9 protein-coding genes are annotated in these 16579 nt (G+C 58.6%); 8 read left to right on the top strand and 1 reads right to left on the bottom strand.

Annotated features, from left to right (window positions below; genetic code table 11):
* Nucleotides 1-2128 (bottom strand): glycoside hydrolase family 2 TIM barrel-domain containing protein (locus BXP70_RS27435; protein ID WP_218779885.1); only part of this gene is annotated, 2128 nt, incomplete at its 3' end.
* 426 nt (nucleotides 2129-2554) lie between these two features.
* On the opposite strand from BXP70_RS27435, the gene BXP70_RS27430 reads away from it, so the two are divergent.
* From BXP70_RS27430 to BXP70_RS27395, 8 genes are all read left to right on the top strand, one after another.
* A complete protein-coding gene (locus tag BXP70_RS27430; RefSeq protein ID WP_086597323.1) occupies nucleotides 2555-6823 on the top strand; it encodes a two-component regulator propeller domain-containing protein in 4269 nt (1422 codons plus the stop codon).
* Nucleotides 6824-7489: 666 nt separating this feature from the next.
* Entirely contained in the window at nucleotides 7490-8266 is a 777-nt protein-coding gene (locus tag BXP70_RS27425) for an SDR family oxidoreductase (protein WP_086597322.1), read from the top strand.
* The gene (locus BXP70_RS27420; protein WP_086597321.1) at nucleotides 8263-8550 is read left to right on the top strand and encodes a hypothetical protein; all 288 of its coding nucleotides are present in this window, start codon (nucleotides 8263-8265) and stop codon (nucleotides 8548-8550) included. Before BXP70_RS27425 ends, BXP70_RS27420 begins: the two co-directional genes overlap by 4 nt.
* 79 nt (nucleotides 8551-8629) lie before the next feature.
* Nucleotides 8630-9541 (top strand): helix-turn-helix domain-containing protein, encoded by a 912-nt coding sequence (locus tag BXP70_RS27415; RefSeq protein WP_086597320.1) that lies wholly within the window; start codon nucleotides 8630-8632, stop codon nucleotides 9539-9541.
* 299 nt (nucleotides 9542-9840) lie between these two features.
* A complete protein-coding gene (locus BXP70_RS27410; protein WP_086597319.1) occupies nucleotides 9841-12882 on the top strand; it encodes a PAS domain-containing sensor histidine kinase in 3042 nt (1013 codons plus the stop codon).
* Between the two features lie 18 nt (nucleotides 12883-12900).
* The gene (locus BXP70_RS27405) at nucleotides 12901-13305 is read left to right on the top strand and encodes a response regulator (RefSeq protein WP_086597318.1); all 405 of its coding nucleotides are present in this window, start codon (nucleotides 12901-12903) and stop codon (nucleotides 13303-13305) included.
* Between the two features lie 220 nt (nucleotides 13306-13525).
* Complete coding sequence (locus BXP70_RS27400; RefSeq protein ID WP_086597317.1) at nucleotides 13526-14143, top strand: TetR/AcrR family transcriptional regulator; 618 nt, start codon at nucleotides 13526-13528, stop codon at nucleotides 14141-14143.
* A 161-nt stretch (nucleotides 14144-14304) separates the two neighbouring features.
* Entirely contained in the window at nucleotides 14305-15840 is a 1536-nt protein-coding gene (locus tag BXP70_RS27395) for an FAD-dependent monooxygenase (protein ID WP_086597316.1), read from the top strand.
* The last annotated feature ends 739 nt before the right edge of the window (nucleotides 15841-16579 follow it).

Genomic DNA, 16579 nt, shown 5'->3' with positions numbered 1-16579 from the left:
TGAAGGTGAGTTGCTGGTCGGTATTGGGGCACAGCACGCCGTTAGCATCCACCACGCGGGCCGTGATGTAGGCCACATCGTCCCAGTCATTAGCTAGCTTGGGGCGGTCGGTGCTTAGCACGATGCGGGCGGGCGGGCCAGCGGTTTTCAACTCGTCGGTGGCTACTTCTTTGCCCTTGTTGCGGGCCACGGCCCGCAGAGTGCCTTTGGCAAACGTCACGTCCCAGGCGCGGGGCGAGTCGTCGGCGGGTTTGGGTTTGGTCCCCAAGGACTTCCCATTGAGAAACAGCTCGACCTCGTCACAGTTGCTGTACACTTGCACTTTAGCGTCGTCGTAGGTGTCGAAGTCGGTGGGCGTCCAGTTGGCGACCCAGGCGCCGGCGCCGGCGTTTTCCTCTTTGCGCACAACGCGCACCATGGGCTGCGCGCCCCACCAGCTCTGGCGCTGGTAGGTGACGGGCCGCCAGCCACCGGTGCGGTCAAACAACCCCTGCCCGTTGGCAATTTCCGGCCAGTCGCCTTCGCCTAGGTAGTCGAAGCCCGTCCACAGGAATTGCCCGGCCATATAAGGCTTGTCGCGCAGAGCGAGCCAAGCACTCAGCACGTGGGTGTTCTCGGTGCCAATGACTTTGCGGGCGGGCTTGGCCTCGTGGGCGGCTACCAACTCGTTTTCGCGGTAGTTCTGGCCCACGATGTCCATGGTTTCCACAAAGCCGTTCTCGTATACTTTGCTCTGGCCTGGCCGAAACAAAGCCATGGTTACTGGGCGCGTGGGGTCGGTTTGGTGTACTAAATCCTGCTGGTCTTTGTATTGCTGGAAGCCGGTAGGGTTGTTCAGGTTGTCGTGAATCTCGTTACCCACGCTGTAGAGCACAATGCTGGGGTGGTTACGGTCGCGACGCACCATGTCGCGGGTGTCGGCCTGCCACCAGTCCTTGAAAAAGCGGTTGTAGCCTCGTTCCGCGTGGTTTTTGGCCTCGGTCCAAGTATCAAACGTTTCGTCCATCACCACAAAGCCCATCCGGTCGCAAAGATCCAGGAACTCGGGAGCCACCGGGTTGTGCGCCGTGCGAATGCCATTGACGCCCACTTGCTTGAGCAGCTCCAAGCGCCGCTCCCAGGCCCGTAGCGGCACGGCCGCACCGAGGGCACCCGCGTCGTGATGCAGGCACACGCCCTTGATTTTGAGGTTCTCGCCGTTCAGCCAAAAACCAGTAGCGGCCTCGAACTTCGCCTCCCGAATCCCGAAGGGCGTAGTGTACTCGTCGAGTACGGTTTTACCAGCTAGTATGCGCGTGGTGGCTTGATAGAGTACGGGCTGGGTCAAATTCCAACGCTGGGGCTTGGCTACCGGCAGGGTCTGGGTGAACGTTACGGTCTGGCCCGCCGCTACGGGCTGGCTGCTGCGGGTAGTGCCCACCGGTTTGCCATTAGGGGCTAGCAGCGTGGTTTCCAACGTGTAGCTACCCGCCGTAGCTGACTGGTTCTGCACTTCGGCCTGCACCTGCACTTTGGCTTGGGTGGCCGTGGCTTGCGGCGTGCTGACGAACACGCCCCCGTAGGTGAAGTGTGTAGGCGCCGTGCTCACCAGCCGTACGTGGCGGTAGATACCGGCTCCGGTGTAGTAGCGCGAGGCCGGCTGCACCGAGTTGTCGGCGCGCACGGCCAGCACGTTGGCCTTACCCGGTACCAGGTAGGGCGTCAGGTCGTAGGCAAAGCTGCTGTAGCCATAGGGCCGCTGCCCGAGCTTATGCCCATTTAGCCACACCTCGCTGTTGGCCATAACCCCATCAAACTCCACCCACACTTGGCGCTTAGCTTCGGCAGCCGGTACGGTGAACTGCTTGCGGTACCACCCGATGCCGCCGGGCAGGTAGCCGCCCCCGCGCTCCGTGATATTGGCGCGGTCGTATGGCCCAGCAATGCTCCAGTCGTGGGGTACCACGACGGTCTTCCAGCTGGCATCATTAAAGGTATTTTGTTCCGCGCCGGGGGCATCCTGCTGCACAAAGCGCCAGTCGGTATCGAAGGGTATGGTCGTGCGGACGGGCGTCTGCGCGTGAGCGGCGAAAGAGGAAAGGGTAGCAGCTAGCAGCAGTACATTGCGGCCAGTGGTAAAAAGAGACAAGCAGGAGAACATGGAAAAAGCAGTGGGTTTTCGAAGGGAGGTTTAGCTGTATAATACTATTCGCCGGGAGCATGAAATCGATATCTGTGGCTCATTGCTAACAAAAAGCTAGGTCTAGGGCACTACTATGTTCGTTAGGGAAGAGGCACGAACAAGCAACGCAGCATCCACCGAACCAGGCTCACTTGTACCGCTGCTAACCGCTAAAAGCAGGCTCTCTCCCAGTCTTGTGAAGAGATTGACTGTGTTCAATTGCTAGCGCTTCGACAGGTAGATTTACAAGCACAATATTACTTCCTGTGCCCAAGTGGCAGGGGGCGGTTTTTCATATAACTAAGGCCTGTTTTCAGTCAAACCCATCAAAATACCTGGTTACAGCAATAACTCGTACCTTCCCAGTCGCTACTCTTTCCCACCCTGGTTTTCATGAAATTCCTTTACACAGTGGCTTGTTGGCTGCTGTTTGCCCTCCTTCCCCACTGTGCCGCCGCCCAACCCCCGCCCGTAGCCTGGCGCTTCGATCACCTCACTGTGAGCGAAGGCCTGGCGCATAGTGATGGCATGACCGTGGCGCAGGACCGGCTCGGGTTTATGTGGGTTGGCACCAACCGCGGGTTAGACCGCTACGACGGCCAGCACATCCAGCACTTCTTGGCGCAACCCGACAAGCCGGGGAGTTTGTCGAGCAACCGCATTCGCAAGGTGTACGTGGCCCCCAGCGGTGACTTATGGGTGGGCACTGAAAACGCGGGACTCAACTACTTCGACCGCCAAAAAGAACAGGCCATCTATCTTACGGAAGTTCTATTTCCGCCTAGCTGCCGGGCAGCGGCGCGACAGCTGGCGAAAGCCTACATCACCAGTATGGCAACCGACCGGCTCGGTCGGCTCTGGGTGGGCACTGAGAAGGCCGGGCTGTTTGTCGTGGAGCGCGGCCTGCAAGGCCGTTTCACCGGGTTGCGCCGGATACGCGGTGCGGGCCTCCCGCTAGAATATGAGGTGAGCGACGTACAGGCTTCGAAAGCTGGAATTATTTGGGTGGGCACCAGCCGGGGGCTGTATTCCGCCAATGGCTCCGTTGCAGAGCCTGTTCTGCGCGTTGCCGCGTTGCCTACTCACGCTATCCAGACGCTGCACCTGGATCGTCAGGACAACCTCTGGGTTGGCGCGCAAAACCAGGTGTTCTGCTGGCAAGCGCTACCGGCAACAGCGCAAGCAGCCCTGATGCCTACTAAACCGCTGGGCAACGTGTTTCCTGGTTTGTCTAGCCTGCTGCTTGATTCATTTGGCCGGCTCTGGGTTGGCACCGAGTTCGGTATCTTCATTGTTCACCCGTCCGCAACCCAGGCGTTGAATTCAGCCGCCCCGGCAAAGGATAGCGTAATCGAACGGTTGCGGCGGGGGAAAGTCGAGCACCTAGTACCCGAGGATGGGGTGCCCACCAGCCTGACGTCCGGGCGCGTACATCAACTGCTGGAAGACCGTTTTCAGGTGGTATGGATCGGTACTTCGGCTGGAGGCGTCAACAAGGTTGACTTGCTGGCCAAGCCGTTCGGGCACCTGAGCCGGCAAGTCAACGGTCGACCCTCCCTGCCCAGCAACTATGTGAATGCCATCTATAAGGAAGAAACCCGCAACCTCCTCTGGATTGGCACCCGCAACGGTTTTTCCAAATACAACCCCGTCACGCACACCTACCAAAACTACCTGAGCAAAGCGGCCGATGGCGAGGGCGTGCAGGTAGACGTCAGCACCATCTTTCAGGACTCACGGGGCACGCTCTGGTTTGGGACCTGGCATGATGGCATTGTGTGCCTGCGCCGCCGGGCGGGACGGGAACAGCTGACCCGGCTTACTGCCCGGCCCGGCCAGAAGGGCTTGAGCAGCAACATGGTGATGGGCTTTGCCGAGGACCGGGCGGGCTTCATCTGGGTATCAACCTACGATGCTGGCTTGTGCCAGTTTACACCGGAAGGGGTCTTCGTGAAAGCTTACTCGCAGCAAGCCGACCACCTACCCACCAATTCGTTTTGCACGCTCTATTATGACGGCGCGGCCAACGTCCTGTGGGCCACATCCCACGATGCCGGCTTACTGAAATTACAGCCGGCCGTGAACTCACTCCGGGTGCTGAACAACTACACCAAGCAGCCCGGCAACCTCAACAGCTTGTCGGTCAATTACGTGTGCCCTTTGCTACCTGACCAACGGGGTAATCTGTGGCTAGGGTCTATAGGGGGCGGGCTGCATCAGTTCCAGCCCCGCACAGACAGCATGCGGCGCTACCAGCGCTGGGTGCCGGAAAGCGACGTGGAAAGCATGTTGGAAGACGAGCAAGGCCGCCTCTGGATCGGGGGCGGTGGGCTACTACGCTTCGACCCGCGTACTCGGCAATGCCTACGGTTCGACGCCGCCGACGGCTTGCAAAGCAACTCGTTCAAGGTAGGAGCGGCGCACCGGGCCCAGGATGGCACCCTGTACTTTGGCGGCATCAACGGTATCAACTACTTCCAGCCGAGCGCCATTTGCCCCAACCCTTATTCGCCCACGGTGGCAATTACAGCCCTGCGGGTGCTCAACCGTTCGGTGGCCATCGGCGATACCCTTAATGGTCGGGTGCTGCTGGCACAGAGCTTACTTACCACGCCGGAAATCACCATCAAAGCCCAGGAAAACGACTTTTCGCTGGACTTTGTGGGGCTGCACTACGCCAACCCAGGCAAGAACACCTACGCCTACCAGCTCGTGGGCTACCACGCAGGCTGGGTGACGCCCCCGCCCGGCCAACGCACGGCCAACTTTACCAACCTCGCGCCGGGAAACTACACCTTCCGGGTGAAGGCCAGCAACGGCGACGGGCGGTGGTCGCGGCACCCCGCTGAACTGCGCATTGTGGTGCTGCCGCCCTGGTGGAAAACCTGGGGGGCGTATACACTATACGGTGTGGCCGTAGTGGGCGCGTTGCTGGCATTCCGGCGCGTAAGCGCCGCCCAGCAGCAACTGAAAAACAAGCTAGCCCTGGAGCAGCTCGCCCATGAAAAAGACCGAGAGCTCAATGAGTTGAAGCTTCATTTCTTTACCAATGTTTCGCACGAGTTGCGCACGCCCCTCACCCTCATTATGGGGCCCATGGAAGAGTTAGTATCCCTGCCTGGCAAGCCCGGCGGCATGCGCGACAAGCTCCTGCTGGTGCACCGGCAAACCCGCAAGTTGCTCAACCTTGTTAACCAACTGCTTGATTTCCGCAAAGCTGAGGCCACCCAGCCCACGTTGCGCGCGCAGGAAGACGACCTAGTCGCCTTCACGCAGGAAGTATTCCTGATTTTCCAGGCCAAGGCGCTCGAAACCAAGCTTGACTACCAATTCGAGGCCGTACCCGCCGCCATACCCTTGTACTTCGACCGAAGCAAGCTGGAAATTGTGCTCAGCAATCTGCTATCCAACGCCTTGAAGTACACCCCGCCTGGCGGCAGCATCCGCATGTCGCTGACGGTAGTAGGCAGCTCGAACGAGCCGGCTCAGTATGCGAATGGTAGTTTGCAGGATAACTACGTGCAGCTCCAGGTGCGCGACTCGGGCAGCGGCATGCAGCCCACAGAGCTGGACCGCATATTCGACGTGTACTACCAAGCCTCGCACACCGACACGATGCAGGTAATGGGCACCGGCATTGGGCTAGCACTGGTAAAGCAGCTCATCGGCAGTCACCGGGGCGACATCGCCGTGCACAGCCGCCCCGGCGAGGGCACCCTTTTCTGCATCAGGCTGCCACTGGGCCTCGCGCATTTGCGACCGGAGGAAATACAGCCCGCCACTACCCCAGTTGCCTACGACGAACTGCCGCTGCTGGGTGCTGAGCTGCCAACCGCCCTTGCGGAAGTACGGCCCATGGGCACCGGCCCGGCGCGGATAGCCCGCAAGCTGTTGCTGGTGGAAGACAACGAAGAAGTATTAGGCTACCTGTGCCAGCTTTTCGAGCCGTTGTACGACGTTCAGGTGGCCCGCAACGGGCTGGAGGGCTGGGCGATAGCGCGTTCGTTTAGCCCGGATTTACTTATTTCCGACGTGATGATGCCCGAAAGCGACGGGCTGGCGCTGTGCCGAAAAGTTAAGCAACACGCTCAAACCATGCACATCCCGGTGCTGCTGCTTACAGCCCGCACGGCCGCCATGCAGCAGCTAGAAGGACTGGAAACTGGGGCCGACGACTACGTGAGCAAGCCGTTCCACCCCGAGCTTTTGCAAGCCAAAGTGGCCAATATGCTTAACCGCCGTCAGCAAATGCAGGAGTATTACCAACGGCAGATATTGCTGGAACCTACCGCCATTACGCTGCCGGATGAAGATCGGGCCCTATTGGAAAAGGCCATGGCCATCGTGGAGCAGCATCTGGAAGAGCCCGAGTTCAACGTTCAAGTGCTGGTGCGTGAAATTGGGCTTAGCCAATCGTTGCTGTATCGCCGCATTAAAACCATCACGGGCCAAACGGTCATCGAATTCATTCAGGATGTGCGCATGCGGCGAGCGGCCCAGTTGCTGCGCGAAAGTAGCCTGCGTATCTCCGAAGTTGCCTATAAAGTGGGAATCGAAAACCTCAAGCGCTTCCGGAGCACGTTCCAGAAGATGCACCAGATGTCCCCCCAGGAATACGCCAAGAAACACCGTGGCATTGAATTGGAAGAGCCAGCAGAGTAAGGAAAAATGCGATTTTCGTGAGCAGCTTAGCTGAAAAACTGCCCTGATTATGCTCTGAAGTAGCTTGGTAGAGCGCGTAGGCGGGATTATTGGTCCCAATATCCAGGCGAAACGTAACCAAGCAGGCCAATATAAGCGGTAAACACAAAACCTAAGTATCTTGTCCTATAATAAGTTGACAGTTTTTCACTCTTAAAATTGTCCTTATGCAAGAGCACATTTAGGCGTTGTTGCAACGCTTCCACTACGGTAAGCAAGTAATAGAAAACCGCTGCTTTAACTGAACAAAAAGCTTTGTTGTATAAGCACTGTAAAACAGCGTTTCTTTGTAGAAAGGGTTGTTTTTAACCTAGGTTGTTCAAGAAAATGTTGGTTTGGGTGAACAATACAGGCTAAAAACGGCCTCTGCTCAGTACAAAGAACCTCTTTTCAATGGCCTAAATGGCGCAGAGTTGTACAGCGAAACCAGGGAGAAACTGTCAATCTATTCCCGGATAAGATATCTGCGCTATACTGCGCGCGAAACTGCTATAGGGCAACAATGTCCATCCTCGCACACGCCAAGACCTGTTGGCTGGCGCGTCTTGGCTAAACCAAAAGTCGTTTTGGCTAACGCTGTTTTGGTGGGGTGCCTGACCTTTGCCTCACTACCTACAACAGCAACTTATGGAACTGAAAAACAGCACTATCCTCCTAACCGGCGGGACTAGCGGCATCGGTCTAAAATTGGTCAAACAACTTCTTGAGCAAGGAGCCACCGTTCTGGTGACGGGCCGTGACCTCAACGCATTACAGGAAACCAAACGGCAGTTTCCGACCGTGCACACCTTTCAAAGTGACGTGAGCAGCCCGGCCGCCATTGAGCAGCTTTACCAAGAAGTAACCCGGCAATTCCCGAAGCTTAATATGCTCATCAACAACGCCGGACAAATGCGGTTGCTCGACTTGCAGGACCGTAGCCTGGCGTTGGCTAACCTCACCCGCGAAATAGCGACGAATCTGTCGGGCACCATCCAGATGGTGCACCAATTTTTGCCACACCTGCTTCAACAGCCGGCCGCGGCTATTGTCAATGTCTCTTCCGCTATTGCCTTTATGGCCTATTCTTCGGCGCCTATTTATAGTGCGAGCAAGGCCGGCGTGCGGGCCTACACCCAAGCCTTACGGTTGCAACTAGAAGACACCCGCGTGAAAGTGTTTGAGTTGATCCCGCCCGGGGTCAAAACCAATCTGCAAAAAGACTGGGCCGTGCAACCCAACCCCAGCATGCTGATGGAGGCGGATAAACTGGTGGCCGTGGCGATCAAAGGTCTGCTAAATGACAAACCCGAGCTTAGGCCACCCCTGGTTGGCGTGATCAAACTAGCTAGCCGCCTTATGCCGAATCTACTGCTCCAATTTGGACACCGAGAATTCAAAAAAATCAAAGCCATCGCGAAATGATCAAGTCCCTACTTTCGCTGGCCCTGCTGCTCGTTTCCGTGGGGCTAAGCTTCAAACACGGCTGGGATGCGTTTACCGCCCAAGACAACCCGCAAGCCCTGCACATGATGCGCGAGCTAGGTATTGGCGAGTCGCTGGTTCCTATCCTCGGTAGTTGGAGTGGTGTCACGGGCATGCTGCTCCTACTGCCCAAAACCTTCTTCTGGGGAAACGTGCTGAACGCTGTGTCCATTGTCGTGATCATGGCGTTGGCCATTAGGGCCGGTAAACTGCCTATTGTGTAGCTAGAAATACCCTTTTTAGTGCTGCCGTTGCTGCTGATTTGGCTGAAGTACCCTTTCCACAAGTAAGCGTAGGTACACCATGACGCCCTCAATCCCTCATCGCATAAAGTCCATCACCGAAATTCATCGGTTGCTGGGCTTTGCCAAACCGCATCATCCCCTCATTGGCTTAGTCGATTTAGCAGAAGCCCGAGCGTACACAGGCGTCCATTCCGTGCTCTTTGAGCTGTATGTGGTTATCCTCAAAAAAGGCTGTGATAAGCTGCGCTACGGGCAGCAGGCGTTTGATTTTGACGAAGGCGTCCTAGCTTTCCTGGCGCCCGGGCAGATCCTGCACGGCGAAGAAAACGGGCTACCCGAGCAGGTAGAAGGCTGGATGCTCTTTATCCATCCGGACTTTTTGTGGAATACCAGTCTGGCCACCAAGATCAAACAGTATGCGTACTTTGAGTATGCTACCCACGAGGCCCTCTTCCTATCCGATAAAGAACAAACGCTGCTTCATGGCATCGTGGGCACGATCAAAACGGAATACGAAGCCAACCTAGATGGTTTTAGCCAAAACATCATCGTTTCGCACCTAGAAACCTTATTCAACTACGCCGACCGGTTTTATCAGCGGCAGTTTATCACCCGCAAGAAAAGCAGCCATCAGGTGCTGGACCGATTAGAAAGCTTGCTGTCCGATTATTTTAGCTCCGATGAGTTGCTGGCAAACGGGCTACCTACGGTGCACTACATTGCCGACCGCCTCAACGTGTCACCTAGCTATTTGCGCGGCTTGCTCAAATCCCTGACGGGGCAAAGCACCCAGCAGCTGATTCACGAAAAGCTGATCGAGCGGGCCAAAGCCGAGTTGTCCACCACTACGTTAACGGTCAGCGAAATTGCCTATAAGCTAGGATTTGAACATCTGCCCTCGTTTAGTAAGCTATTCAAAGCCAAGACCAAATTATCGCCTATCGCGTTCAGACAATCTTTTCAGTCGTAGGGCCGCCGATGAGGTTCCCTCGTTTCGCTGAACATACTACCCGAAAACCGCCCCTATTCCACAGGAGCAGGGGTTGTTGACGCCACTATGCCGAGGCGAGTTGTTCATGTAAAGGAGGAGTTTAGCGTCGGGGCGAGATTCTAAAACGGTCGACCTATTTCAGTACAAAACAACGTTTCCTACGTAAGTAACTCAATAACGCGGGCGAAGGCGGACGAGCTGCTACCGTCCCACTTTCTCGATCTGCTGTTTTATTCCGTTGCTTTCAGTCTGGCTGTGGCGGTGCTGTTTCGCTCTTTATGGCTGCTTTTGCTTCCCCCGAGTCTGCGCCTTCATTTGAACCCGACTCGCTGCTGCAGGACCTGCTGGCCGTCTCGCTGACTGCGGTCAACCTGCTGCGTCCCTGCTATAGCCCCACCGGCGAGCTGGATGATTTTGCTCCGGCGTATTTCAACCCCGCCGCCCAGCGCATGACCGGGCTGCCCGAACGGCCTGTCGGCACGGCCCGCACGCTGTTTCCCGACATCTTCACCAACGGCATCTTTGCCTTTTACCGGCAGGTGTTTGAAACCAGCGAGCCCGGTCAATTGGAGCGCTATTATCAGGCCGACGGCCTCGATAATTACTTCTACATCGCGGCCCGCCGCAGTGGCCAGTGGCTGTGGGTCAGCTTCACCGACACGGCCGACCAGCCCCGGACCGCCGCGGAAAACGCCCTGCGCGAGCGCCAGGCTCGCGAGCAGCAGGCCCGGGCCGAGGCCGAGCAGCAGCGGGGCGAATTGGCGTACGTCGTGGCCCGGGCGCCTGTGGCCATGGGCCTGCTGCGGGGGCCGAACTTTCTCATCGAGCTGGCCAACACCCGCATGAGCCAGCTCTGGGGACGGCCAGCGGAGCAGCTGCTGGGCCAGCCGCATTTCGAGGCGCTCCCGGATTTAGCCGGGCAGGGTTTTGAGCAGGTGTTGCGCGATGTGCTCACGACGGGGCAGGCCTATGAACAGTGGGAGCAGCCGATCCTGATTGCCCAGCCCGAGCAGCGCTATAAAGCCTATTTAAACATTACGTATCTACCGGAGTATGATGCCAGCGGCCAGCCGACCGGTATTCTGATCTACGCCAGCGATGTGACGGAGCAGGTGCTGGCCCGCCAACAAGTGCAGCTCCTGAATGAGGAGCTGGCCGCCCTGAACGAAGAACTACGCGCCAGCAACGAGGAGTACCAGCAGGCCAACGCCGCCCTGAGCCTGAGCCAGCAACAGCTGGAAGCCGCCCGCGCGGAAGCGGAAGCGGAGCGCCAGCGCCTGTACCAAGTGCTCATGCGCATGCCCGCCAACATTGCCCTGCTGCGCGGCCCGGAGCACGTCTACGACCTGGTGAACGCCGAATATGAGCGGCTGTTTCCGGCGCGTACGACCCTAGGCCGCACCATCCGCGAGGTGATTCCCGATATTGAAGGCCAAGGCTTTTACGAGTTACTCGACCGGGTATACGAGACGGGCGAGCCCTTCTACGAGGCCGAAACCGAAGCCTGGGCCGACTTTGCCGGCACCGGTGAGCCCCAACGCCGCTACTACCGCACCACCTTCGAGCCCATCCGCAATGCGCAGGGGCAGGTGACGGAGGTCCTTAACGTTGCCGTGGACATCACGGCCCAGGTGGAAGCCCGCCAGCAAGTCGAGCAGCTCAACCAGGAGCTGGGAACCCGCGTGCAGGCGCGTACCCAAGAAACCCTGGCCCTACAAGCCGACCTGCTCGCCGCGGCTCAGCGCCAAGTGCAAGTGCGCGAGTCCTTCTACCAGGTGTTCGAGCAAACCCCGGCGGCCGTGTCGCTGCTGCGCGGGCCGACGTATCGCTTCGAGTACGTCAACCCGGTGTACCAGCAAGTCTTTGCCGGCCGCCAGCTCGTGGGGCACGACTTTGCCGAGGTCTTGCCCGATGCGGCGGCGCAAGGCTACTTAGCCATGCTCGAGGGCGTGTACCACACGGGCGAAACGTTTTTTGGGGCCGAGGTGCCCTTCGTGTCCGAGCAGCCCGACAGCCCGCCCCACACAGTCTACTTCAACTTCACGTACCAGGCGTATCGGGAGCACGGCGAGATTGTGGGCATTTCCACCTTTGCCCTCGATGTGACGGAGCAGGTGCTGGCCCGCCAAGAGCGCGAAACCCAGCGCCAGCAGCTCGAGCAGCTGTTTATGCAAGCGCCCACGCCCATCGTCATCCTCGACGGCCCCGACCTGGTGTTTCAACTGGTGAACCCGGCCTATCAGCGCATCTTTCCGGGGCGCGCCCTAGCGGACAAGCCGCTGCTGGAAGCCCTGCCCGAACTAGTGGGCACCCCCATCCCCGACCTGTTCCAGCGCGTGTACCAAACCGGCGAACCGATTACGGTGCAGGAGCTGCCCCTGTGGATGGCCCGCTACGAGGGGCACGCCCCCGAGGAAATCTACTGGACGTTCACCTATCAAGCACGCCGCACCACCCACGGCGTGATCGACGGCGTGCGGGTCTTCGCCCACGACGTTACCGAGCAGGTTCGCACCCGCCAGCGTGTACACCAGCTGAACGAGGAACTGGATGAGGCCAACCAAGAGCTTGCGGCCATCAACGAGGAGTTGATGGCCGCCAACGAGGAGCTACACGAGAGCAATACCCAGCTCTCGCGCACCAACGTGGACCTGGACACGTTCGTCTACACAGCCTCGCACGACCTCAAGGCCCCGATTACCAACATTGAAAGCATCGTGCTGGCGTTGCGCGACACGCTGCCCGCCTCTGTGCAGCAGGACGAGGTGGTGGCCCATTTGCTCGACTTACTCAATCAAACGGTAGGGCGCTTTCAACTCACCATCGGCCAGCTCACGGATATCTCTCGCTTGCAACTGGTCCACGCCGGCCCGGCCGAGCCGGTCGTGCTGGCCCCCGTCGTGGAGAACGTGCGCCTGGACCTGGCCCCCGCTATCGGGGCTGCCGACGTGCGGCTGAGCGTCGAAGTAGCCCCCGACCTGGTCGTGTCCTTCTCGCCGGCTAACCTACGCAGCATCGTGTATAACCTGCTCAGCAACGCCGTCAAGTACCGCGCCGCTGACCGGCCCGCCCAGGTGCGCGTGCACGCGGAGCAGACGGCATCCGAGGTGGTGCTCACGGTGCAAGACAATGGGCTGGGCATGAGTGAGGTGCAGCAGCGCCAGCTGTTTGGCTTGTTCCAACGCCTGCATACCCACGTCGAGGGTACGGGCGTGGGCCTCTACATCACTAAGCGCCTTATAGAGAATGCCGGGGGCCGCATCGCGGTGCAGAGCCAGCCCGGCGCCGGCACCACCTTCACGGTTACTTTTCCTGCCTAAGCGCCCTAATCAGTTACCATGCCTACGCTCGCTAGTGTGCTGCTGGTCGATGACGACCCGACTACCAATTACCTCAACAAGCTCCTGCTTACACGTATGGGGGCAGCCGAGCAGGTGCTCGTGGCCGAAAACGGCGAGCAGGCCCTGCGCACGCTCGTGCAGACCTGTGTGGCCGAAACCACGACGTGTCCCCGGCTCATTTTGCTGGACATGAACATGCCCGTGCTCAACGGCTTAGGTTTCTTGGAAGCCTACGGGCAGTTGCCGCTGACTCAGCAGCAAGCCATTGTCGTCGTCCTGCTCACTTCCTCGCTGCACCCGGTAGACCTAGCCCGCGCCCAGCAGTTGCCCATTGCGGGCCTTCTCAACAAGCCCCTGACCAAGGAAAAGGTCCACACGCTGCTGCAGGAGCATTTTGCCTAAACCGCTCGGAGACTGCATCATAACTTTCCGGATCCTGCGAAAGCAACCGGCAATGCGAAAGAAGTGCTGAATCAGTTTCGCGCCGTACGGGCTCAGTTTGTGCTTTCTCCTGATTGGAAGTAGGATGGTCAGGTTTCTTCCATTTTTTGGCACCAAGTAAAACAGTAGCGACTATCTTTGCGTTGGTTCAACCAAATGGTTAGTTAAACCAGATTGCTTAATGCCTGCCCAAGCCAAGCCCACCTCCGAAGTACTCATTCTCGATGCCGCCCAAGCCGTGTTTCTGGAGCGCGGGCTGACTGGGGCGCGGATGCAGGAAATAGCCGACCGTGCGGGCATTAACAAAGCCATGCTGCACTACTACTTCCGCAGCAAGGAAAAGCTATTTGAGGTAGTCGTCAGCCGGGCCATCGGTGGGGCCATGCCGCAACTGTTTGAATTGCTGGAATCGGAGGCGGACCTATTTGCTAAAATCTACCAGGTGAGTAGCTTCTATTTGGACTTCATCAGTCGCAATACGTTTCTGCCGTTATTCATCGTCGATGGCATTAACCGCAATCCGCAGTTCTTTTTCGCCTCAGTGGTGCAAACCAACCAGCCGCGCCTACAGCGCTTTTTTCAGCAGGTAGAAGAAGCCGTGGCGGCCGGGCGCATCCGGCCCATTAGCGGCCTGCAACTGCTCATCAACATCGTGTCGCTCATCGTCTTTCCGTTTCTAGCCAAGCCGTTGTACCAGGTGGCGGCCGGTTTCTCGGAGGAGGCGTTTGCCGCCGAAATGGCGCGTCGCCGGGCGGAAGTACCCGACCTCGTCATCAACGGCCTACAATTAGGGATCTAATTTTTTTGCCCATTAGTTAACCATATGGTTAAACAACTTGGTTGACACGGCACTAATTTGTCAGTCCGTCACTTGATCCTGCTTCTTAAACGCTGCAACTACCCGTTTTTCCTATTCACTCACCGCAGCGAAGTCCTTCGCTGTCGTTCTCAATACCACGCATGACAAAGTCAGCTGTTTTAATCGTTGGCGCCGGCCCGACCGGCCTGGTGCATGCCCTGTGGCTGACCAAACAAGGTGTTACGGTCCGCCTTATCGACAAGAGTAGCGGCCCAGGGGAAACCTCCCGCGCCATGGCCGTGCAGGCCCGCACGCTCGAATTCTACCGACAGCTCGGCATGACCGACGCGGTGGTGGCCACCGGCTACAAGACGCCGGCCATGAACCTGTGGGCGCAGGGCAAGCACAAAGCACAGCTTCAACTCGTGGACGCCGGTCAGGAAATCTCGCCCTATCCCTTCGTACTGGTCTTCCCCCAAGACCGCCACGAGAAGTTTTTGGTGGAGCGTCTGCGGGAGCTTGGGGTAGAAGTGGAGCGCCGGACCGAACTGCTCTCGTTCGAGGACCAAGGCGACCACATCGAAGCGGTACTGAAAGGCCCCGATGGCCAGGAAGAAACCTGCACGGCCGCGTATCTGGCCGGCTGCGACGGGGCCCGCTCCCCAGTGCGTCACCAGATGGGCAGCGGCTTCGAGGGCGGCACCTACCGCCAGCTTTTCTACGTGGCCGACGTGGTGGCCAGCGGCGTCAACCCACCTGAGCAAGCCCACATTGCCTTCGACCAGTCCGAGTTTCTGCTGGTGATGTACTACGGGCAGGCTGGCCAATACCGCTTCATCGGCACCGTGCGGGACGAGCGGGCCGAGCACCCCGAGAAGCTGAGTTTCGAAGACGTGGGCCACGATGCCATCAACGGCTTAAACATCAAGGTAGAAAAGGTGAATTGGTTCTCCACTTACCGGGTCCACCACCGCGTGACGGATCATTTCCGGCGCGGTCGGGCCTTCCTGCTCGGCGACGCGGCCCATGTGCACAGCCCGGCCGGCGGCCAGGGCATGAACACGGGCATCCTGGACGCCATCAACCTAGCCTGGAAATTCGCGGCGGTGCTGAAAGGGCAGGCGTCGGAAAGCCTGCTCGATAGCTACGAGGCCGAGCGCCAGGCCTTCGCCCGCAAGCTGGTGGAAACCACGGACCGCCTGTTCACCTTCGCCACGGCCGAAGGCGGCTTTGCCGATTTCGTGCGGGGCAACATCGCTCCCCTTTTCATCAGCGTCGCCTACAAAAGCGAGCATTTGCGCGAATACCTGTTCCGCACCATCTCCCAAACCACGCTCCACTACCACGAAAGCCCGTTGAGCGCCGGCAAGGCCGGGAAGGTGCAAGGCGGCGACCGGCTGCCCTGGGTGCCCCTGCCGGCGGCGGACAACTACGCCCCCCTCACGGACATTGGCTGGCAAGTGCATGTGTACGGCGAAGCAAGCGCCGACCTGCCAGCGTGGTGCATCCGGCACGGCGTTTCGCTACACGTATTCAACTGGCAGCAAGCGCATGAACACGCTGGTTTGGCTAAACATGCAGCTTACTTGCTGCGCCCCGATACGTATGTGGCCCTGGCGGACCCCACTGGCTCCCCGGCCGTACTGGACCGCTATCTGAGCGGGCACGGGCTTACCCTAACGGACCAGGTCCACTAAGATGTAAAGCGGTGCTCGATACAGACGGGGGAGGCCGCCGAGATTATCTTGGCGGCCTCCCCCGTCTGTATCGAGCACCGCTTTATGTTTGATAGGCTGGATCCCGTCACTGCATAGGAATAGCCTATACGCTGCCCCTGCACTCTTGCAAGCTCTACCGGATGAGCAGCAGGCCTTGACCGGCGCTGTTACCTGACAGATATACACTTTTGCGGGAGGTAGGACGGTAGCCGCCAGCCTGGATACGAGCCAAGCGTAGGTTGTGAGTATCGGTAAGACAGCATGTATAAAGCCGAAATCTTGCTTAACTATGCGTCTTACATCGTGTAAGACGCCCCCGCCATGCACCCTGAACCCGATACGACGAAAATCCGAGCAAGTAAGATAGGCCCTGCATACGCACCCTGCTTCATAGTAGTGACACTGAACTAAGTAGCCGTTTTCGATCACAATTCACATCCATACGGGTCTTGGAGCACCTAGGTCGGCCCGCGGGACAGGATGCCAAGAAGCTGGCCAAGGCGTTGGCAACAGGCCTGTCCGTGGCCGAGCGTGTCACCCGCACCGGCATCAGCCGGACCCGTGGTAAGCGCCATCGCCAAGAGCTCACGCTGGGCTAACGGGCCGCTGCTCCAACAGGTGCAGGGAGCCCTCTGCTGCTCAGACAGAAATGTCGCGGACACCACTCAAGGGTGTCGTTACGGGTTCAGCAGATCAAAGAGGGCTTCGCGTTGCTGGC

Source organism: Hymenobacter crusticola (assembly GCF_002154225.1).
GTDB classification, from domain to species: domain Bacteria; phylum Bacteroidota; class Bacteroidia; order Cytophagales; family Hymenobacteraceae; genus Hymenobacter; species Hymenobacter crusticola.
Note: the sequence above shows the minus strand (reverse complement) of the source record. Positions and strands in the feature narration are given on the sequence as shown.